Origin of the sequence: Xanthomonas graminis pv. graminis (genome assembly GCF_030168915.1) — a bacterium.
Lineage (GTDB): Bacteria > Pseudomonadota > Gammaproteobacteria > Xanthomonadales > Xanthomonadaceae > Xanthomonas_A > Xanthomonas_A translucens.
On the sequence record NZ_CP076255.1, the window covers coordinates 2372041 to 2393058 of the forward strand.

The 21018-nt window shown below is 67.3% G+C and carries 7 protein-coding genes; 2 read left to right on the forward strand and 5 right to left on the reverse strand.

Features of this window, described 5'->3' with window-relative positions; all coding sequences use genetic code 11:
- Positions 1 to 453 precede the first annotated feature (453 nt).
- Positions 454 to 1704 (reverse strand): diaminobutyrate--2-oxoglutarate transaminase, encoded by a 1251-nt coding sequence (locus tag KHF85_RS10350; protein WP_284566630.1) that lies wholly within the window; start codon positions 1702 to 1704, stop codon positions 454 to 456.
- 298 nt (positions 1705 to 2002) lie between these two features.
- Here KHF85_RS10350 and KHF85_RS10355 point away from each other — a divergent pair, with 298 nt between their 5' ends.
- Positions 2003 to 3139, forward strand: a complete 1137-nt coding sequence (locus tag KHF85_RS10355) for an alpha-hydroxy acid oxidase (RefSeq protein WP_284566631.1) — start codon at positions 2003 to 2005, stop codon at positions 3137 to 3139.
- 147 nt (positions 3140 to 3286) lie between these two features.
- Here the strand turns inward: KHF85_RS10355 and KHF85_RS10360 are convergent, their stop codons facing one another.
- Both KHF85_RS10360 and KHF85_RS10365 read right to left on the reverse strand, forming a co-directional pair.
- On the reverse strand, positions 3287 to 4603 hold the full coding sequence (locus tag KHF85_RS10360) for an aminotransferase-like domain-containing protein (RefSeq protein WP_284566632.1): 1317 nt from the start codon (positions 4601 to 4603) through the stop codon (positions 3287 to 3289).
- 31 nt (positions 4604 to 4634) lie between these two features.
- Complete coding sequence (locus KHF85_RS10365) at positions 4635 to 5141, reverse strand: VOC family protein (protein ID WP_284566633.1); 507 nt, start codon at positions 5139 to 5141, stop codon at positions 4635 to 4637.
- A 465-nt stretch (positions 5142 to 5606) separates the two neighbouring features.
- On the opposite strand from KHF85_RS10365, the gene KHF85_RS10370 reads away from it, so the two are divergent.
- Complete coding sequence (locus tag KHF85_RS10370; RefSeq protein ID WP_284566634.1) at positions 5607 to 6641, forward strand: helix-turn-helix domain-containing protein; 1035 nt, start codon at positions 5607 to 5609, stop codon at positions 6639 to 6641.
- 285 nt (positions 6642 to 6926) lie between these two features.
- Here KHF85_RS10370 and KHF85_RS10375 read toward each other — a convergent pair whose 3' ends face one another.
- Together KHF85_RS10375 and KHF85_RS10380 are read right to left on the reverse strand one after the other, a co-directional pair.
- Positions 6927 to 19883, reverse strand: a complete 12957-nt coding sequence (locus tag KHF85_RS10375) for a non-ribosomal peptide synthetase (RefSeq protein ID WP_284566635.1) — start codon at positions 19881 to 19883, stop codon at positions 6927 to 6929.
- Positions 19880 to 20836, reverse strand: coding sequence for an IS30 family transposase (locus KHF85_RS10380; protein WP_009597007.1), 957 nt, complete (start codon positions 20834 to 20836; stop codon positions 19880 to 19882). Before KHF85_RS10380 ends, KHF85_RS10375 begins: the two co-directional genes overlap by 4 nt.
- Between the last annotated feature and the right edge of the window lie 182 nt (positions 20837 to 21018).

The window sequence follows — 21018 nt, forward strand, 5'->3', positions numbered from 1 at the left end:
GATCATCGTGCCGGTGCGAGTGAGCGTCTGGCTCCAGCCGCCGCCGTTTGGCCGGTGGCCGTGCAAGCGGCGGCTGACCATCGCGGGTGCTGAGCGCAGCTTGTTCCCCGGCCGGGATGGCCTGGTCCTCGCGAGGGAAAGACAGGTTCGTGCGCAATGCGTTCAGATTGACGTTGGAGGTTTTCATGCCTGCAATTTAGTCAATTCGCCTGCCCACCGTCCTGCTCGCGGCGAAACTTGCATGCCATTTGCGACGCACGCTGCGGGTTGCAGCAGTGCATGCCCCATCCGCCTGGATTGACTTTTCCTGTTCGCTATCGGCCTGCGGCTAACGCAGCTGCGCCAGCAACTGCTGCACGGTGCTCAGGCGCACCGTGGCGGGCAAGCTGAGTGCGCCTGTGCATGCTGCCGGCGCTCGCGCTCTTGGAGCGCTCGACGCCGTCCTTGCGCAGCTTATCCGCGTGCCGAGAGCACCGCTTGCGACAGGATCTCCAGGCCCTCGTGCAGCAACGCATCGGGCGTGGTCAATGGGGCCATGACTTTCAGCACTTCGCCGCGCGACCCTGCGGTTTCGATCACCAGTCCGTTGCGGAATGCGCCTGCGCTTGCGCAGGCAGCACGTTCGCGCGTGCGCATGTCGAGCCCCATGAACATGCCGCGTCCCTTGAGCCGGGCTCCCGGCACGTGCTCCGCCATGCGTGTCAGCGCCTGGGCCACGATCTGGCCACGCCTGTCGATCTGCGTGCAGAGCGCATCGTCTGTCCAGAATTTGCGAAGCGCCACGGTCGCGGTGAGCATGGCATGGTTGTTGCCGCGGAAGGTGCCGGTGTGCTCTCCGGGTAGCCAGCCGTCGTGCTCGGGAGCGACCAACAGCAGGGAAAACGGCAGGCCGAAGCCCGACAATGACTTGGACAATGCGATGAGGTCGGGGACCAGTTCCTGGCCGTCAAAACTGAAGAAATTTCCGCAGCGTCCGCATCCGGCCTGGATATCATCGACGATCGTCAACGCGCCATGACGGCGAGCGGCCGCGAACACCCTATGCAACCACGGTGTGGACGCCACGTTGAGTCCGCCTTCGCCCTGAACCAGTTCCAGCACGATCGCCGCAGGCGGGTCGATCCCGCTGGAAGGATCGTCGAGCAGCGCCTCGAGCAAGGCGGCGCTGTCGACTCCGGTGCCGAGGTAGCCATCATACGGTAGTCGGGTGACGCCGCCATGCGGCAGGTCCATGCGGTGGTGGCGGCTTCCGGTGGCGGCCAGCGCTCCCATCGACAGGCCGTGGTAGGCATTGCTGAAGGCGATGACGTTGTGACGTCCGGTGCGCTTGCGCGCCAGTTTGAGTGCGGCCTCGATCGCATTGGCGCCGGTCGGACCGGTGAACTGCAGCCGGTGCGAGAGCCCGCGCGGCTGCAGGATGTGCGCCACGAAGGCGTCGATGAAGTCGTGCTTGGTCTGCGAATGCAGGTCCAGCGACATCGCCAGGCCGCCATCGCGCAGGTGCGCCACCAGTGTCTCGGTCATGTCCGGATCGTTGTGACCGTAGTTGAGTGCGCCGCAGCCGGCGAGAAAGTCGATGTAGCGGCGTCCCTGAGCGTCGAACAGCTCGCTGCCCGCACCGCGTACGAATAGCGCGTCCAATGCGCGGCAATAGCTGCGCACATTGGATTCATGCTGCTCAAACAGCCGGCGATGGTCGTTCATGTCAGTCCTGATTCGTGGCAACAGCATCCCGATCAGGGAAGACCAGATGCGTCGATCCTGCTTGCTGACGGCGTGCCCGATGCTGGCGGCGAGCGAGGTTGTGGGCCACGGTGCATCCGCCAGCGGTCAACGGTGCGGGGCGCGCCTGGCCTTGGATGCCGGTCTTTTTAAGGCGATGCCCTGCCGGCGTCTTGACTGGCCGTGACGCGGGCTTGTCTGCGGCGTAGCCGCCTGGCCTGCCGCGCTGCATGGGCATGTGCAGCGTATTGTGGTCATCTGCGCGGCTTAGACTCGTACGATGCGAACCCTGACCTGCCTGGACGATATTCAAGCCTTGGCGCGTAGCCGGGTGCCGCGCATGTTCTACGACTATGCGACCGCCGGTAGCTGGTCGCAATCGACAGTGCAGGCCAATCGCCGCGATTTCGATGCGCTTGCGCTGCGCCAGCGCATCGGTTGCGATGTTTCGCTACGCAGCACGGCCACGCTCATGCTCGGGCGTGCGGTGGCGATGCCGGTGGCGCTGGCGCCGACCGGACTGGCAGGCCTGATCCGCGCCGATGGCGAAATTCTCGGCGCGCGCGCGGCCGAGGCGTTCGGCGTGCCGTTCGTCCTGTCGACGATGAGCATCTGCTCGCTGGAGCAGGTCTGCGCGAGTGTGCGCCAGCCTTGCTGGTTTCAGCTCTATCCGCTGCGTGATCGCGGCGTGGTCGCGGCGTTGATCGAGCGTGCGACCCTTGCCGGCTGCAGCGCGTTGGTGGTGACGATGGATGTGCCGTTCCTGGGCCAGCGCCATGCCGATCTTCGCAACGGACTGAGCGTGCCGCCCCGCTTGCGGCCCGCGGTGCTGCTGGATTTCCTGAGCCATCCGCGCTGGGCACTGGGTATGTTGCGCACGCGCCGCCGTTGCTTCGGCAATCTGCTCGAGTACGCGCCTGATCGAGGCGATCTGCAGACGCTTGCGGAGTGGACCGCTCGCCAGTTCGACGCCAGCCTGGGATGGGACGACCTGGCCTGGATCAGAAGCCGCTGGCGTGGGACGCTGGTGGTGAAGGGCGTGCTCGATGCGGAAGATGCGCGGCAGGCATTGGCGGCCGGCGCCGACGCGTTGGTGGTCAGCAATCATGGAGGACGACAGCTCGATGGTGCCGTTTCGAGCCTTCGCGCCCTGCCTGCGATCGCCGAACTCGCCGCCGGCCGCGCCGAGGTGCACATGGACAGCGGCATCCGCTGTGGCCAGGACGTGCTCAAGGCGCTGGCACTCGGGGCGTGCGGCACCTATATCGGCCGTGCTTGGCTGTATGGACTCGGGGCGCTCGGCGAGCAGGGCGTGGCGCGGGTGTTGACGTTGATCCAGCGCGAACTGGAATTGACGATGGCCTTGTGCGGACGGACCCGGATCGCGGAGATCGATCGCTCGGTCGTGCTGGATTGATCGCATCCGGCGCAGCGATGTCAGCTGGTGGACGCCCAGGAACCGCGTCTTCACCACAGCAATGGAGATCGCGTGGCGGGTCTGCTTGCGTTGTGCCTGCTTTGCCCGAATGCGCATTACCGGGCAACGGGGGTATTGAGGGATCTATTACGGAAGGCTGGGCGCCAACTGGCGCAGGCCATTGCCCGCATGCAGTCGATGGCGCACGAATTGCGCGAACCGCGCGATGCCTTCGGCGATCCGGTCTGTTGCCACGTTGCTGTAGGCAAGCCGTACTTGCTGGCGGCAGCCGCCATCGATCGCGAAGAAGCACAGCGGCATCACCAGCACGCCGCACTCGCGCGCGCAACACGCGGCTTCTTCGGCGGCGAACACGAACGGCAGCGTGACCACCAGGAAGAAACCGCCTGCCGGAACGTTCCAATGGATCTGCGGGGTCATTTCGCCCAGTTCGTGCGCCAGGCATTCCAGCATGCGGTCGCGATTGCGCCGGTACAGGGCACGCGGCGCCTCGATCAGGCTCGCCAGGCTGCCGCCGTGTTCGATCAGCACGCCGCCGACGATGGCTTGGGTGACCTGGCTGGTGTTGAGCGTCCCGAAGCTCTTGCGCCGTATCAGCGCCTGGTGCAATGCGCCTGCCGCTGCCGCACTGCCCAATAGCGTCGGCGGCAGCAGCACGAAGCCCACGCGCAGGCCTGGGCAGAGCGTCTTGGAGTAGGTGCCCAGATAGATGACGCAACCATGGCTGTCCAATGCGCGCATCGTGGGTACGCGCTCTGCTTCGAACGCAAACAGCCCGTAGGGATTGTCTTCGAGGATGAGGATGCCGTGCGCGGCGCACAGGACCATGATCGCCTCGCGCTGAGCGTATGGCAGTACCGTTCCGGTGGGGTTGTCGAAATCCGGTACCAGGTAGAGCAGACGCGCACGCTGCCCGGCGGCGTTCAGCGCTTCCAGCGTCTCAGCCAGTGCCTCGGCATCGGCGCGGCCGCCGCGATTGAACGCGGTGATGGCGATGCCGTGGCTGTCGGCGACTCCGGTGATGCCGATATAGGTAGGGTTGCGTACCAACACAACATCGTTCGGCTGTCGGCACAATTCGGTGACGCACAAGTGCAGCGCTTCCTGGCAACCCGCGGTGATCAGCATGCGGTCGGTGCTGGCCGGTACGCCTTCGTCCACGGCCAGCTGGGCCACGACCAGGTCGTCCACGATGCCCTGGGTGGTTCCGTACTGCGCGATCAGACCGAGCGCATCTGCCTGGCCGATGTGGTGACGCTGCGCCAGGTGCGCGGCGAAGCGCGGGACGGTGCGCATCCAGGACTGTAGATCGAAGCAGCTGTCGGTCGGACGTCCTGAAACGAACGAGATGGCGTCGGGGTGTCGGGACGACGCCTCGTTGAGAAAGGTCATCACGTCCAGGCGATTGCCGCCGGCTGCTGGAGAGGCGCTTGTGCTTGGCATCGGCTGGCTCCCTGACGTGCGGGATGTTCGGTCAATAGGCGCCGCTGCGCTCCAATTGCGCGAATAGCTCGTTGACCGAGGCATCCTGGAAGCCGACTTCGCCGCTGCGCTCGATGAATTCGAAGCTCAGGCCAGTGACCTCGTCGCGTTTGGAGAAGGTCTGCCGCAGCCCCTGGCCTTCGATCACGTTGGTGTCGAAGGCCAGGCCGCGTTCGCGCAGGTGCTTGGCGGCCGCATGGGCATCGTCGACGCGCAGCGCGATATGGGCGACGCCCACGCCGTGACTCTCGATCAGTCGCGACACCTGCGATTGCGGTTCGGTGCCTTGGCACAGCACGAATATGAGATCGCCATGCTGCATCTCCGCCGAGAGCATGCCGGTTGTCTTGCCGCTGATGTGGCGCCGCCCGGTCAACGCAAAACCGAGTTGGTCGCGGAACAGCGCGATCGCTGCTTCAAGATCGTTGACCGCCAGTGCGATGTGATCGATCTTGTGGTAACGCGGCGCAGTATCGGGTTGTTGAACACTCTTGGTCATCGAACGCTCCGTATGTCATCGGGAAAGGCGCTGCGTTGCCGACGACAGTGGCATCTTGGCCAGCCCGTATGCGTTGACGTCGAAGCTGAGTCGTTCTGCATCGGCGCAGGCGTGGAGAAGAATTCAGGTGCATGCGGTGCTCAGAAGCAAGCATCCAGGATGATCCGCAATTAAGAAAAGGCTGTGACATGCAGGCGACCATGGGGTGAATCCGAAGCGACGGTTCGCTATTTCCCTGTGGATTAACGTTGAATTTATAAAAAAACTTCATTTTTATATATTTGCGCATGCAATATAATTCGTCGCATTTCCATGGAATGACATCCGCATTCAAATCGAAACTTTAATTTGGATAAATTTTATTTCTACAGATCAACGACGAAATTTTACGAGCCTGTCACGAAAAGGACGCAGTGCCTGCCTAGCATGCCGGCGCCACAACCTGATTCATGAGGGCCGGATGGAATGAATAAGTCACACCGAGCACAAATTGAAATTTCACGTTGCGCACCGCATGTGCAGTCTGCGTCATCGTTGGATATAGTGAATGCGTTTTCCACCTCGCAAGTTCACCCCGGCGAGCGTGTGCTGCGCTGGCTCGAGTGGATGGCAGGCTCGGTCGGTGCGGATGTTGACGACACGCCCGGGCGGCACACGTTTTCCTTCGATGCCGCGCAATCGGCGTTCCAGGGTTCCGTCACCCGATTACGCCTGGGCGCCTTGCATGTTTCCAAGGTGTCGGCCAGCGGACACGCGCTGGAATTCACGTTCCGCGGCAGTGCCGAGCGTCATCCCCGCATCCTGATCGCGCTGCAATCCAAGGGTACCAGCGAGTTCGTGCACGATGGCGTGCCGTTGCAGTTGCGGGCCGGCGAGATGGTGGTGCTGCCGATCCAGCGCGCGTTGCGCATCGTCAATCAATCCAGTGTCGAACAGCATTTCATCTGGTTCGAGAAGCAGCGGCATGCGATCAGGATGATGGATGGCGTCGCCTCGCATCGGCGCTGTGGGCCGGCACCGATGCAGCGTCTGGCATCCAGTTTCGTCGAACGCCTGTTCAACGAACCTGATCTATGCAACCCGGAGAGCGGTCAATTCTTTGCGCAAGCGATGATCAAGCTGCTGGAGCTGGCGTTCAAGGAGCCTGCCGCGGCGAAGCCTCAGGCAGAACCCAGCCGGCCCTCGCGCGAGATGGTGTTGCAGTTCGTCGAGCGCAATCTGCGCGATCCGACGTTGTCCCCGGACACCATCTCGCGCGCGCTCGGGTGGAGCAAGCGCACGGTTTACCGCGCATTCAAGGGTGGTAACGGCGAGAGTTTGAACGGTTACCTGTGGCGGCGACGAATAGAACAATGTGCGCAGGAGCTGCGCGGCTCCAGTAATTTGAGTATCACGGGGATCGCGTATTCATTCGGTTTCAGCAGTTGCCCGCATTTCAGTCGCTTGTTCAAGCAGCAAATGGGCGCGTCGCCGCTACGCTATCGGCGTGGCGATTATTGATCGGCGCGCGCGTCATGGTCGATAGCGAATAGAAACGTTCGCGCCGGCGTGCGCGCTAGGTCGAGCGAGGTTGCCCGATGCGCAGCGCGGTTGCGCGCGGTGGCCGTTGCGTGGTCGCCGCGTTGCGCTTGGGCGCTGTGTTCGCAGCGGCATTGCGCTCGTTCGCAGTGGCGCCATGCCGGGTGCATGCTGCCGCCGCGCTGAGCGAACGCGTGCGCAGAAGGCGTTGCCGTTGCGCGGTGCCGCCTTCGCTGGCGGACACGCGCGTGTGCTGGCCGAAACGACTCATAGGGTGTAGTCCTCGCGGTCGCTGGTCGTGATCATGTCGTCGCTGTGCATCTCGGTAGCGTCCAGCAGGACCGCGAGCGCGGCCACGCTGGAATGGGCGAACAGTTGCGAAACGGCGATGCGTCGCTGCAGCTGCGACTCGATGCGTGCGATCAGTTGCACCGCCAGCAGGGAATGGCCACCGACCTCGAAGAAATCGTCATGGCGGCCTATCGTCTCCAGGCCGAGCAGTTCGCACCACAGGCACGCCAGGGCTTGCTCGCTCGCGCCTTGCGCCGCTTCGCCGCTGCGCGCCTGGCCGGTGTCGATCGGCAATGCGTTGCGGTCGAGCTTGCCGTTGGCCGTGAGCGGCAGCCGTGGCAGCGGGATGTAGGCGGCCGGTTGCATGTAGTCGGGCAATCGGTCGATCAGCCAGGGGCGCAGGCGCTGGCACAGCGCGGTTTCTTCGGCTGCGGCGTCTGCGACGATGTACGCCAGCAGGCGCGGTTGATTGGCACGGTCGAGCTGGACATGCACGACCGCCTGCGCCACCTGCGGGTGGGTGCCGAGCACGGCCTCGATCTCGCCCGGTTCGATGCGGAAGCCACGCAACTTCAGTTGCGCGTCGGCGCGCCCGAGGAAATCCAGGCTGCCGTCTTCCCGCCAACGGGCCAGGTCGCCCGTGCGATACATGCGCTCGCCAGGTGCGGTGGCATGCGGATCCGGCACGAACCGTTCGGCGGTCGCGCCGGGACGCCCGACATAGCCCTGAGCCAGGCCGGCACCGGCCAGATGCAGCTCGCCGGGAATGCCGATGGGCACCGGTTTGCCGCGGGCGTCGAGCAGGCGTACCTGCATGTGGCGGATCGGGTGTCCGATCGGAACACGCCGATCCGGCGGCGGCGGCTGGCGCAGGGCGAGGGTGGTGGCGAACTGGGTGGTCTCGGTCGGTCCGTAGGTCTGCAGCAGTTGCTCCGGCGCTTCGGCAGAACCCAGCAGCAGGGACAGCGCATGCGGATCGGCGACATCGCCGCCGGTGATCAGATAGCGCAATCTGGGCAGGGACGCTGCCAGCTGCGGTGCGTACGCCCGCAGCACACCGGCCACCAGGATCAGGACGCTGATCGCTTGCGTGCGGACGAAGCCCGCCAATGCGTTGGGATCGAGCACCACCGCCTGGGGGACCACCACCACGCAGGCACCGCACAGCAGCGGCGCCCAGACTTCCAAGGTGGTGGAGTCGAACGCCGGGTTCGAGGCGAAGGCGAAGCGGTCCTGCGCTTTCCAATCGGCGTAGTCCGGCGCGGCGACGAGATTGAGAATGCCGCGATGGGTGATGGACACGCCCTTGGGCACACCGCTGGAGCCGGAGGTGTACATGACGTAGGCAGGTGCGTTGCCCGGCACCGCCGCAGCGGCGAACCGCGCCGCTGTAGCGGTCGGCGCATCCACGTCGACAGCCAGGCAGTGCGATGCGCCGGCCCAGGCCAGGCGTGCCTGTGGCGGATGCAGCAGCGCGGCGGCGCGGCAATCCTCCACCAATTGGGCCAGGCGCAGGGCGGGCTGTTGCGGGTCCAGCGGCAGGTAGGCGGCACCCAGCTTGAGGATGGCCAACTGCGCGATCACCAGGGCGGCGCTGCGCGGCAATACCGTCGCCACCGTGGCGCCGGCGCCGACGCCGGCAGCACGTAGCTGCTGCGCCAAGGCGTCCGAGCGCGCATCCAACTCGGCGTAGTCCAGCTGCAGCGTCCCGTCGCAGACGGCGGGCGCAGCCGGCGTGCGTTGCGCCTGTTGCGCAAAGGCCGCATGCACGCTGGCCGGCATCGGCTGCACCGTTTCGCAGGGAGGGGCGTGCGGCCGCTGCTGTTGCGCCGGGGTGTGCAGCGGCAGGTCGTCGGCCACCTGGACCTCGCCAGCGTCGGCGAAGGCGCACAGCAGCGCTTGGTAATGCGCCAGATGCCGCTGCAGCGTCGCGCGTTCGAACAGCGCCGTTGCATAGACCAGCGAACCGACGATGCCGTCGCGGCCGACGCGCATTTCCAGGGCCAGATCGGCCAGCGCGACCGGGTTGCCGCCTTGCAGCGGCTGCAACTGCAGGCCGGGCATGTCCAGTGCGCCCGACGGCGTGGTGTCGGACGAAAATAGCGCCTGGCACAGCGGCGCGTGCGCGAGCGTGCGGGTGGGCTGGACCGCTTCGATGACGCGGTCGAACGGCAGGTCCTGGTGCGCCTGCGCTCCGAGCACCGCGTTGCGGACGCGTTCCAGCAACTGCGCGACGCTGGGACGCCCGGACAGATCGAGACGCAGCGCAACGGTGTTGACGAAGAAGCCGATCAAGGGTTCGAGCGCGCTGCGATCGCGGCCGGCAAGCGGGGTGCCGATCACGACCTCTTCCTGGCCGCTGTAGCGGTGCAGCAAGAGCGCCCAGGCGGCGAGCAGGGTCATGAACGGCGTGACCCGATGGCGCACGCTCAGCGCTTGCAAGCCCGAACTCACCGTGGCAGGAAGCGAGAAGGCGATGCTGTCGCCGTGGAAGTCCTGCCGTGCCGGACGCGTGTGGTCGGTCGGCAGGGCCAGCAGCCGCGGTGCGTCGCGCAGGCGCTCGCGCCAGTAATCGAGCTGACGCTGCAGAACCTCGCCCTCCAGCCAGCGGCGCTGCCACACCGCGACATCGGCGTACTGCAGCGGCAAGGGCGGCAGCGGATCGTGCGCGTGCTGGGCATAGGCGGCGTACAGCGCGCCCAGTTCGCCGATCAGCACGCCCATCGACCAGCCATCGCAGACCAGGTGATGCAGGGTGATCAACAGCACGTGCTGCTGCGGCGCCAGGCGCAGCAGATGGCCGCGCACCAGCGGGGCGGCCGGAGCGAAGGCGGTCCGGCGTTCGTCCGCGCACAGTTGCTGCACCCGCGAGGCGGCGTCGTCCAGCGCCGACAGGTCGCTCTGGCGCAAGACAAATCCGGTGTCGGCCGGCAGCACCTCTTGCCGCGGCTCGCCAGCGCTGGCGACGATGCGCGTGCGCAGCGTTTCATGGCGCGCGACGATGCGGTCCAGGGCCTTGCGCAGCGCCGGCAGGTCCAGCGCGCCGTCCATGCGCATGCCGGTGCAGACCAGATAGGCGAGGTCGGTCTCGGGGTCCAGCTGCGACAGGAACCACAGCCGCTGCTGGGCGAAGGACAACGGCAGCAGCGTGTCCCGTGGGACGGGCAGGATCGGCGGCAAGGTGTCCGCTGCGGCGGCCGCGACGCAGCCGGCGAAGTCGGCCAGACGCGGATGGGCGAAGATGTCGGCCAGGCCGACATCGACGCCGAAATGGCTGCGCAGCCGCGAGGCCAGGCGGACCGCGAGCAGGGAGTGCCCGCCGAGCGCGAAGAAGCTGTCCTCGCGGCCGACGCGGTCGCAGCCGAGCAGTTCCGCCCACAGCAGCGCCAGGGTCTGCTCGAAGGGCCCGCGCGGCGGCACATGGGCGTGCGCCTCGATCTGCATGCCGGTGTCCGCTGCCGGCAGCGCGTGGCGATCCAGCTTGCGGTTGGGCGTCAGCGGTAGTGCGTCCAGGCGGACATAGGCGCTGGGCAGCATGTAGTCGGGCAGGCGCTGTGCGAGGTGCTGGTGCAGGCGGTCCGGATCGATCGCGTCGGCAACCACGTAGGCGATCAGACGCGTCGCCGCGGTGGCGTCCTGGCGCGCGCAGACCGCCGCTTCGCGCACGCCTGGATAGTCCAGCAGCACGTTCTCGATTTCGCCCAGCTCGACCCGGAACCCGCGCAGCTTGAGCTGCTGGTCGTTGCGGCCGAGAAACTCCAGGCTGCCGTCCTGGTTCCAGCGCGCCAGGTCGCCGGTGCGATACATGCGCTGCCCGGGGCCAAGCGCGAACGGATCGGGCAGGAAGCGTTCCGCGCTCAGTGCCGGCTGCGTGTGGTAGCCGCGACCGACCTGGGCGCCTGCGACATACAGCTCGCCGGCCACGCCGATCGGCAGCGGACGGCGGCGCGCATCGAGCACGTACAGGCGCGCGTGGCGCAGCGGCGTGCCGATGCCGATACGGGCGGTGCTGGCGTCGGCGGCGCACAGGCGGGCGGCCGTGCAGGAGATCGCGGTCTCGGTGGGGCCATAGGTGTTGACCAGGGCGATCGCCTGCAGGCCCAGGTCGTACCACTGCCGCAGGTGGAATGGCGACAGCACGTCGCCGGTAATGTTGATCAGGCGCACGTGCTGGAGCTGCAGGCGGGCCTGCTCGGGCGCCTGTGTCCATGCGCTCACCAGCGCATGCCAATGCGCGCTGGTCAGATGCAGCACGCTGGCGGGCGTTGGGGTGGCAACCGCGTCCAACGGCAGCGGCGCCAGCCGCAGGCAGGCGCCGGCGATCAGCGCGGGCAACAGTTCTTCCAGCGACAGATCGAAGTTGATCGAGTTCTGCTGCAGCACGCAGTCCTCGCCGCTCAGGCCGAACAACTCGGCGGCGGCGACGCAGTAGGCGGCCAAGGCGCCGTGCTCGATCATCACGCCCTTGGGACGTCCGCTGGAGCCCGAGGTATAGATCAGATAGGCCAATTGCTCGGCGCGGGGAGCGGCGAGGGCGGTCGGCGCGGCGATGGCCGGGTCGTTGCCGTCGTCGTAGCACAGCAGCGGGACGTCGGCCTGTGGCGGCAGCGTGTGCGCGCACGCGGAGGTTGTCACCAGCAACTGTGGCCGGCAGTCGCACAGGATGTCGGCGCGGCGTTGCTCGGGATACTCGGGGTCCAGCGGCACGTAGGCCGCGCCGGCCTGCAACACGCCCAGCAGCGTTGCCACCAGATCGATGCCGCGCGGCATGCACACCGCCACCCGCGCTTCCGGCCCGATGCCCAACGCGTGCAATCTACGCGCCAGATGCTCGGCGCGTTGCGCGAGCTCGGCATAGCTGAGGCTGGTGCCGTCGGCATCGATCAGCGCCGGTGCCTGCGGAGTGCGCGCCGCCTGTACGGCGAACATGTGCGATACGCCGGCGTCGGGTGCGTCGGTGGGCGCCGGGTTGAATCCAGCGACGATGCCGGTGCGCAAGGTCGCCGGCAGGATGTCGAGGTCGTGCAATGCGGTGCCTGGCGCATCGGCCAGCGCGCGCGCGAGTTGCCGCAAGGCTTCGAGCATGAGATGCCCGACCGACTCCGGTGCGACCGCTGGGCCGGTCTGGACATCCAGCCAGAAACCGCGGTCGTCATCGTTCACCGACAACGACAGCGGATAGTTGGTGCGTTCGCTGGCGCCAAGCGATTGCATGCCACCCCAATCCGGCACCTGGTCCAGCACCTGGTTGCCGCCGACGTGGCGATAGTTGAGCAGGGCGGTGAACAACGGTGCCGGTGCGGCGACGCCGCTGCAGCGCTGGGCCAGGCTCAACGGCGCGTGTTCGTGCTGCATGAGCATCGCCAACAGCGCCTGCACCGTGCCTGCGGCATCGGCCACGCTGGTAGCGTCGATGCGCAGGCGCAGCGGCAAGGTGTTGAGGAACATGCCCAGCACGCGGTGGATGCCGCTGCCGCCCTGCATGCGGCCGAACAGTGTAGTGCCGAACACCACGTCGTCGCGTCCGCTGGTCGTGGCCACCACCAGCGCGTAGGCCAGATGGAACAGGCTGGCCATGCCCACGTCCAGCACCCGCGCCTGCGCGCGCAGCGCCTGGGTCAGCGCGTCGGGGACCGGCAGGCGCGCTTCGCGCACATTGCTGCCGTCGCCGTGCACGTCGAGCATGCCGTAGGGCGCAGTGGTCTGCGCGACGTCGCCCAGCAGGTCGCCGAAGAACGCTTCCTGCGCCTGTGCCGAACCGCCCAGCCGCGCACGGACGACGAACTCGCGGAACGGCAGCGGCGCCGGCAGGGACTGCGCCTGGCCGGCCAGGAACGCGCCGACTTCCTCGATGGCCAGATCCATCGAGGTGTGGTCCATCACCAGGTGGTGGTAGAGGATGCCGAGCAGCCAGCGCTGTTGGATCGTATCGTGGAGCAGATGCGCATGCAGCAGCGGTGCCTGCTGCGGGTCGACCCGCGCCTGCGGCGATGTGAGGCAGCGCTGCAGTTGCGCCAACGCGTCGCTGCCGTCGAAGACATGGGAATGCAGCCGCAGCGGAGCGTGTCGCCAGACCACCTGCACCGCTTCGCGGACCCCATGCCAGACGAAGGCGGTGCGCAGGATGTCGTGGCGCGCGATCACGCTGTTCAGTGCGGCCAGGAACCGATCCAGCTCGGCACGCGTGGCGAACGCATGCAGGCCGGGCATGACGTAAGGGTCGCTGTCGGTGTGTTGCAGATGGTGGAACAGCAGGCCTTCCTGCAGCGCGGCGAGTGGATAGATGTCCTGCACGTTGGCGGCGCCGCCTGCCACGGTCGCCACCACCGCATCGATCTCGGTCTGGGTCAGGACGACCAGCGGCAGGTCGTCGGGCACGATCCGCGTGCAATCGCGCGCGATCCGGTTGGCCGGCACCGGCACGACCGCCGCCGGACGCAGCGCATCGGCCAGCGTGGCCAGCACCGGTGTCTTGAACAGGTCGCCGATGTCCAACTGCCAGCCCGACTGCTGCAGGCGTTCGATCAACAGGATCGCCAGCAGCGAGTCCCCGCCGAGGGCGAAAAAGCTGTCTTGGCGGCCGACCCGGTCGATCTCGAGCAGGTCGCTCCACAGCGCGGCCAGCAGGGTTTCCCGCTCGCCTGCGGGGGCCGCATAGGCCTGCGCGGCGCGCGCGTCCGCACCCGGTGCGGGCAAGGCGCGGCGATCGAGCTTGCCGTTGGCGGTCAGCGGCAGGGCGTCGAGTCGCACATAGGCGCTGGGGAGCATGACCTCGGGCAGGCGCGTGGCCAGGGTGTCGCGCAGCGCCAGCGGGTCGGCCTGGTCGGGCCGTTCGGTAAGCAGATAGGCGACCAGGCGCGGCTGGCCGGGAGTATCTTCGCGCAGCAGCACGGCGGTGTCGTGCACGCCGGGGCAGGCACGCAGGGCGGCGGCGATCTCGCCGAGTTCGATACGGAAGCCGCGCAGCTTGACCTGGTCGTCGTTGCGGCCGAGGAAGTCCAATGTGCCGTCGGCACGCCAGCAGGCCAGGTCGCCGCTGCGGTACATGCGTTGGCCGGGCTGTTCTGCGAACGGATCGGGGACGAAGCGTTCGGCGGTCAGATCGGGACGGCCCAGATAGCCGCGCGCCAGCTGCGGTCCGGCGATATGCAGTTGTCCGCTGACCCCAATCGGAGCTAGCTGACCGTGCGCATCGAGCACGTGGATGCGCAGATGCGCAATGGGCTGACCAATCGGCACGCGGCCGCTAAGGTCCAGTCCATCCTCGCGCGTGGTGTCGTGGACCACGCAGCCGACCACGGTTTCGGTGGGGCCGTATTCGTTGATCAGCCGCGTGTGCGGTGCAAGCGTTTGCCAGCGGGACAGGGTGGCCGCAGGCAAGGCTTCGCCACCGATCACCATCACCGCAGGACTGAGCGGTTCTTGATGGTTAGCCAACCGCTGGCCGAGTACTTCCAGATGGGCCGGAGTGAGTTTGACCAAGCCCAGCGGGGTCGGATCGCACAGGCGCTGGCGCAAAGCGTCGAGCGTGTCGTGCTCGGGTAGCAGTTCGACTCTAGCGCCGCATAGCAGCGGCGCGAGCAGGCTGGTCAGCGTGGCATCGAAGGCCAACGAGGAGGACACCACCGCGCTGGGGAACGGGCGGTAGGTGTCGATGGCCCATTGCAGGTAATGCGTGGCGCCGGCATGAGTGAGCAGGGTGCCCTTTGGCTGTCCGGTGGAGCCGGAGGTGTAGATGACATAGGCCAGGTTGTCCGGGCACAGGCCGGGCACGCTCGGCGCGCCAGGATCGTCAAGCTCAGTGTGTGCGTCCGTATCCAAGGTCAGCACGCTGATGCTTTGCAAGGCACTGCCCATGGACTGAAGCCGCTCGTGCAGTTCGCCACAGGTCAGCACCACGCGCGGGCGGCTGTCGGCGAGCAGGAAGGCCAGGCGTTCGTCGGGCAGGTCGGGGGCCAGCGGCAGATAGGCGGCGCCGGCCTTGAGTGTGGCCAATAGCGCCACGACCTGCTCGATGCCGCGCGGCAAGTACAGGGCGACCCGGCTCTCCGGTCCAACGCCCAGTTTGTGCAGGCGATGGGCCAACCGGTTGGCGCGCGCCTCGAGCGCGGCGTAGCTGAGTTGGACATCGCCATCCAGCAACGCGATGGCATCGGGCGTGCGGCGCACCTGGTCTTCGAACAGGCGGTGGATGCACCGGGCCTGCGCCAGCGGAGCGGTCTCGGTGACGGTGAAGCGCTGCAGCTGGGCGCGTTCGTCGGCGGGCAGCAGATCCAGGGCGCGCAAGCTCGTGTCCGGCGCCTGCTCCAACGCCTGCACCAATCCCTGCACGGCCTGCAGCATCAACGCGATGACGCGCGCGGCGCCGATGCGTTGGTCCACCTGTGCTTCCAGCGAGAAACCTGCGTTCGCGGCGATGTCGTCGACCGAGAGCGTCAGCGGGTAACTGGTGCGATCCTGCGACTCCAGCATTTGCGTACCGAGCCAGGCCTGCGACGTCTCGGCCGGTGTCTGCACCGCGCTGCCGCCGGCATGGCGGTAGTTGAGCAGTGCGATGAACAGCGGTGCGGGCGCGGCGATGCCACTGCAGCGCTGTGCCAGGGCCAGCGGGGCATGTTCGTGATGGATCAATTGGGCGAGCCGCTGCTGGGTGTCGCGCACGCACTGAGCGACGCCGCGACCGTCGCGTCGCAGGCGGATGGGGAGGGTGTTGATGAACATGCCCAGCACACGGTGTGCACCGCTGCCCGCGTGCATGCGTCCGAACAGGGTTGTGCCGAACACGACATCGTCCCGGCCGCTGCTTTGGGCCAACAGCAGGGCGTAGGCCAGATGGAACAGGCTGGCGGGGCTGACATCGAGACGGCGCGCGTGCAGGCGCAAGGCGGTGCAGAGCGGTTGTGGCAAGGGCTGCCGGATCTGTTCGATATCCGCGCCACTGCCGCGCACTTCCCACAAGCCGAACGGCGCGGTGGGGGTGTCCAGATCGCCCAACTGCCGGGTGAAGAAGGCGCGGTGCTCGTCGTCGCTCACGCCCAGGCGTGCCTGGGCGACCAGATTGCGGAATGGCAGCGGCTCGGGCAGCTGCTGCTGTCGTTCTTCCAGATGCGCCTGCACTTCTTCGATCAACAATTCCAGAGTCGTGTGATCGATCATCAGGTGGTGGGTCTGCAGGCCCAGCAGCCAGCGTGACTGTTGCCGATCTTCGGCGAGATGACCGCGGAGCAGCGGTGCCTGGCCGACATTCATGCGGATGCTGCGTGGATCCATGTGCCGCTTCAGCGCTGCCAGTACATCGGGCTCATCGATGCTGTGTTCGTGCCGCGGCAGCGATGCATGGCGCCAGACGATCTGCACCGGCATGGGCAGGCCTTGCCAGGCGAAGCCGGTGCGCAGGATGTCGTGGCGGGCGATGACCGCCTCCAGCGCGGCGACAAACGCATCCAGGTACGCGCGGGTGTCGAAGGCCAGCACGCTGAAGCTCAGGTAGGCATCGCCCACCGGGCTGGCCCGATGATGGAACAACAGGCCCTCCTGCAGCGGCGCCAGCGGGTAGATGTCCTGCACGTTGGCCGCGCCGCCTTCGACGCTGGCCACGGCCGCGTCGATCTCGGCCTGGGTCAGCTGGACCAGCGGCAACAGCTCGGGGGTGATGCGGGTGCAGTCGGCGGCGATGCGGTTGGGCGGCACCTCCACCGCAGCGCTGGGACGCAGCGCGGCGGCCAGGTCGGCCAGGGTGGTGGCGCCGAACAGGGCCCGCACCTGCAGCGCCCAGCCATGCTGGCGCAGGCGTTCGATCAGCTTGATCGCCAGCAGCGAGTGCCCGCCCAGGGCGAAGAAGTTGGCGTGGCGGCCGACCCGGTCGACGCCGAGCAGTTCGCTCCACAGCGCGGCCAGCAGGCGTTCCAGCTCGCCTTGCGGTGCGACGTAGGCCTGCACGGCGAGCGCATCGGCATCGGGTGCCGGCAGCGCACGGCGATCGAGCTTGCCGTTGGCGGTGAGCGGCAGCGCATCCAGCCGCACATAGGCAGCCGGCAGCATGACCTCGGGCAGGCGGGTGCCGAGCTGGGTACGCATGGCGTCGGCATCGAGCGCGGCCTCGGCGTCGCCGACCAGATAGGCAACCAGGCGGTTGTCGCCATTGCTGTCGGCACTGGCGAGGACCATCGCCTCGCGCACGCCGTGGCACGTCCGCAGGGCAGCCTGGATCTCGCCCAGTTCGATGCGCACGCCGCGGATCTTGACCTGCGCGTCGTTGCGGCCCAGGAAATCCAGCGTGCCGTCGGCACGCCAGCGCGCCAGGTCGCCGGTGCGGTATAGGCGCTCACCTGGGTCTTCGGCGAACGGGTCGGGGACAAAGCGCTCGGCGGTCAGGTCCGCGCGGCCCAGATAGCCGCGCGCCAGGCCATGGCCGGCGATATGCAGTTCGCCACTTACGCCGATCGGCGCGGGGCGACCGCGCGGATCGAGCACGTACAGGCGCACGTTGGCCAGCGGCCGGCCGATCGGCAGGCGCTCACCGTCCTGGACCCCGTCCAGATGCAGGCTGGCGCAGACGCTGGCCTCGGTGGGGCCGTAGGCGTTGATCACCCGGGTCTGCGCCTGCCAGTGGCGGGCCAGGTCGGTGTCGGCCGCCTCGCCGGCCAGCACCAGGGTCTGCACGCTGGGGCAACGCGCCTGCGCGGGCAGCGAAGCCAGCACGCTCGGGGTCACGGTCAGGTGGGTGATGCGCTGGTCGTGGATGACCTCCAGCAGCGCCTGTCCGGCCAGCGCCTCGGTGGGGGGGACGTGCAGGCAGGCGCCAGCCAGCCAGGCCATCAGCAGTTCGGACACGCAGGCATCGAAGCCGATGCTGGCCAGTTGCAAGACGCGGCTGGACGGTTGCACAGCGAAGGCGGCGATCTGGGCCAGGGCCAGGTTGACCAGGCCGCGATGGCTGACCATGACGCCCTTGGGCTGTCCGCTGGAGCCGGAGGTGTAGATGACGTAGGCCAGGTGGTCCGGGTGCAGGCCGTCGATGAGCGGCGCATGGTCGTGGGCCGGGTCCGCTGCCGGGCCGGGTGCATCGAGCAGCATCACGGTGGTCCGCTGCAGGGCGCGGCTGGCGGGCAGTTGCTGCTGCCGCTGGGCATCGGTCAGCACCACGCGCACGCGCGCATCGGCGAGCATGAAGGCCAGGCGCTCTGTGGGATGATCGGGGTCGAGCGGGACATAGGCGCCGCCGGCCTTGAGCACGGCCAGCAGGGCGACCAGGCGCTCAGCGCCGCGTGGCAGGTACAGCGCCACGCGGGTATCCGGGCGCACGCCGGCGGCGATCAGGCGGTGGGCCAGGCGGTTGGCGCGCGCAACGAGCTGGGCGTAGGACAGCTGCAGTTGCGCATCGGACAAGGCCGGTGCGTCGGGGCTGCGCCGGCACTGCGCGTCGAACAGCGGCTGCAGCAAGGGCGTGTCGGGCCATGGCGCGCTGCTGTGGTTGAACTGCTGCAGCAACTGTGTGCGTTGGTCCGCGGGCAGTAGTTCCAGTGCGTGCAGTGGAGCGTCCGGCGCCTGCTCCAGCGCCTGGACCAGGGCGTGCACGATCTGCAGCATCATCGCTGCGATGCGCTCGGCGCCGCTCCGGGCCACGCACTGCACGTCCAAGGAGAAGCCGCCCTCCTCGATGTGATCGTTGACCGACACTGCCAGCGGATAGTGGGTGCGCTCCTGGCCGCCGATTTCCTGCACCTCGCGCAAGGGATCGTGCTTCGGAAGAGCGTCAGCAGCCAGCACCTTGCTGCCGCCGGCAAAGCGGTAATTGAACAGGGCAGACAGCAGCGGCAGCGCCGGGTCCACGTTGCTGCAGCGCTGTGCCAGCGCGAGCGGGGCATGTTCGTGCTGCAGCAGCCGGGCCAGGCAGACCTGGGTATGGCGTACGGCGTCCAGGACGGTGTCGTGTGCGCTGCCCAGGCGGATCGGCAAGGTGTTGAGGAACATCCCCAGCACACGGTCTACGCCGGCGCTGGCATGCATGCGCCCGGAGAGCATGGTGGCGAACACCGCCTCGTCGCTCCCGTTGCTGCGGGCCAGCAGCAAGGCGTAGGCCAGGTGGAACAGGCTGGCGACATTGACGCCCCAGCGGCGTGCCTGGGTGCGCAGCGCCTGGGCCAGCGCTGCGGGCAACGTCCGGTGAATCTGCTGCAGGGTCTCGGGGTCGTGTACCGGTGCAAGCACGCCGAACGGGGCGGTGGGTGCATCGATGTCGGCAAGCATCGTGCTGAAGAAGGCCTGGTGTTCCTGCTCGGACATTCCGTTGCGCGCGTTGGCGATGAAATCGCGGAACGGCAGTGGCACCGGCAGATGCCGCTGCTGCCCGCCCAAGTAGGCGCGCACCTCCTCGATGACCAGTTCCAGGGTGGTGTGGTCCATCACCAGATGATGCTGTTGCAGGCCGAGCAACCAGCGTCCGGCGTTCGGGTCGTGGGCCAGATGGGCGCGGATCAGCGCAGCTTGCTGCAGGCTGAGCGCGGCGGCCGGTGCGTGCATGCAAGCCTGCAACTCAGCGGCAGGGTCGGGTCCGTCGAAGACATGCAGGCGACGCACGAGCGTGGCCTGGCGCCAGACCACCTGCACCGGTGCAGGCAGGCCTTGCCAGACGAACCCGGTGCGCAGGATGTCGTGGCGGGCGATGACCTGATCGAGCGCGTCGAGGAACGCATCGAGTTGGTCGCGGCACGGGAAGCTAAGCAGGAACGAATGCAGATAGGGGTCGGCAAGCGGATCGGCCAGGTGGTGGAACAGCAGGCCTTCCTGCAACGGCGCCAATGGATAGATGTCCTGGACGTTGGCCGCGCCGCCGTCGACGGTGGCCACCACCGTATCGATCTCCGGCTGGGTCAGCGCGACCAACGGCAGCAACTCGGGGGTGATGCGCGTGCAGTTGGGGGGCGGATTCAACTCCGATTCGCAACGCTGTTGAGGACCTCCTCGGAGAAGACTTCGAGGGGCGTTTTGAATCCGAGTATCTTGCGCGGACGATTGTAGAGTCGCTGTTCGATCCATCGCAGGTGCGCATCGGTGATGGTGCTGAAATCGATGTGTCGTGGCAAGTACTGGCGCGTCAATCCGTTGGCATTTTCGTTGCTGCCTCGCTGCCATGCGCAGTACGGATCTGCAAAATAGAAGTCGCTCTGCAAGCAGGCGGCAATGAGCCGATGATCGGCGAATTCCTTGCCGTTGTCGGCGGTGAGGGTGTGCACCGTGTGGCCTAGGCCGCCCAGGCGCTGGACGATGGCGTTGCGCACGTTCTCGGCGGTGCCGTCAGGCGAGTAAGCCAGCAGATGCAGGCGACTGCGGCGTTCGGTCATGCTGACCACCACGGCCTTTCCGTGTGAGGCCCGGAGGGTATCCAGCTCCCAGTCGCCGATGCGGCTTCGCTGCTCCACCACGCTGGGGCGCTGTGTCCAGCTGCGCCGATGTGTCAGCTGTCCGCGGCCATCGCGCACGCCCCGCCGACGGCGCTTGCGGCGGCGCTTGCGTAGATGCGTGAACAACTGGCCACCGCGCTTGTGGTCAGCGTAGATGTGCCGATAGATCCATTCGTGACTGGCCAGGCCGGTGCGACCGGCAATCTGTTCCGGGCTGAAGTCCTCGCTCAGCAGGACCTCGATCTGTGCGATGCGCTCAGCGTCGATGCGTGGACGCCGGCTGGCCTGCGTGCGCCGATGCTCGCTGATGCGCTGTGCGTGATCTGGCAGATAGTGCCGAGCGTGCTGATTGCGGCGCAGTTCGCGGCTGATCGTGCTGGGCGCGCGCTCCAACGCATCGGCGATGGCCCGCATCGACATCCCGGTTTCATATAACGCATGCAAACGGTATCGTTCGGCCTGGTCCAGGCGGCTGGATGACATGGGCAACTCCACTTGGCGGTGAAGTCGCTCAAGTCAGGTCGCCGGGCCACTTCACAACCGTTGGTGTTGCGAATCGGAGTTGAAGCCGCCGGGCCAATCGGGTTGGGCGGGACGATCACGTCGGACGCCGCCGCCAACGTTGCCGCCAAGCGTGACAGGGTCGGTGTGCTGAACAGGCTGCG

Coding starts and splice junctions, on each gene's coding strand:
- KHF85_RS10350 (WP_284566630.1), bottom strand. CDS start 1,704: ATGAACGACCATCGCCGGCTGTTTGAGCAGCATGAATCCAATGTGCGC.
- KHF85_RS10355 (WP_284566631.1), top strand. CDS start 2,003: ATGCGAACCCTGACCTGCCTGGACGATATTCAAGCCTTGGCGCGTAGC.
- KHF85_RS10360 (WP_284566632.1), bottom strand. CDS start 4,603: ATGCCAAGCACAAGCGCCTCTCCAGCAGCCGGCGGCAATCGCCTGGAC.
- KHF85_RS10365 (WP_284566633.1), bottom strand. CDS start 5,141: ATGACCAAGAGTGTTCAACAACCCGATACTGCGCCGCGTTACCACAAG.
- KHF85_RS10370 (WP_284566634.1), top strand. CDS start 5,607: ATGAATAAGTCACACCGAGCACAAATTGAAATTTCACGTTGCGCACCG.
- KHF85_RS10380 (WP_009597007.1), bottom strand. CDS start 20,836: ATGTCATCCAGCCGCCTGGACCAGGCCGAACGATACCGTTTGCATGCG.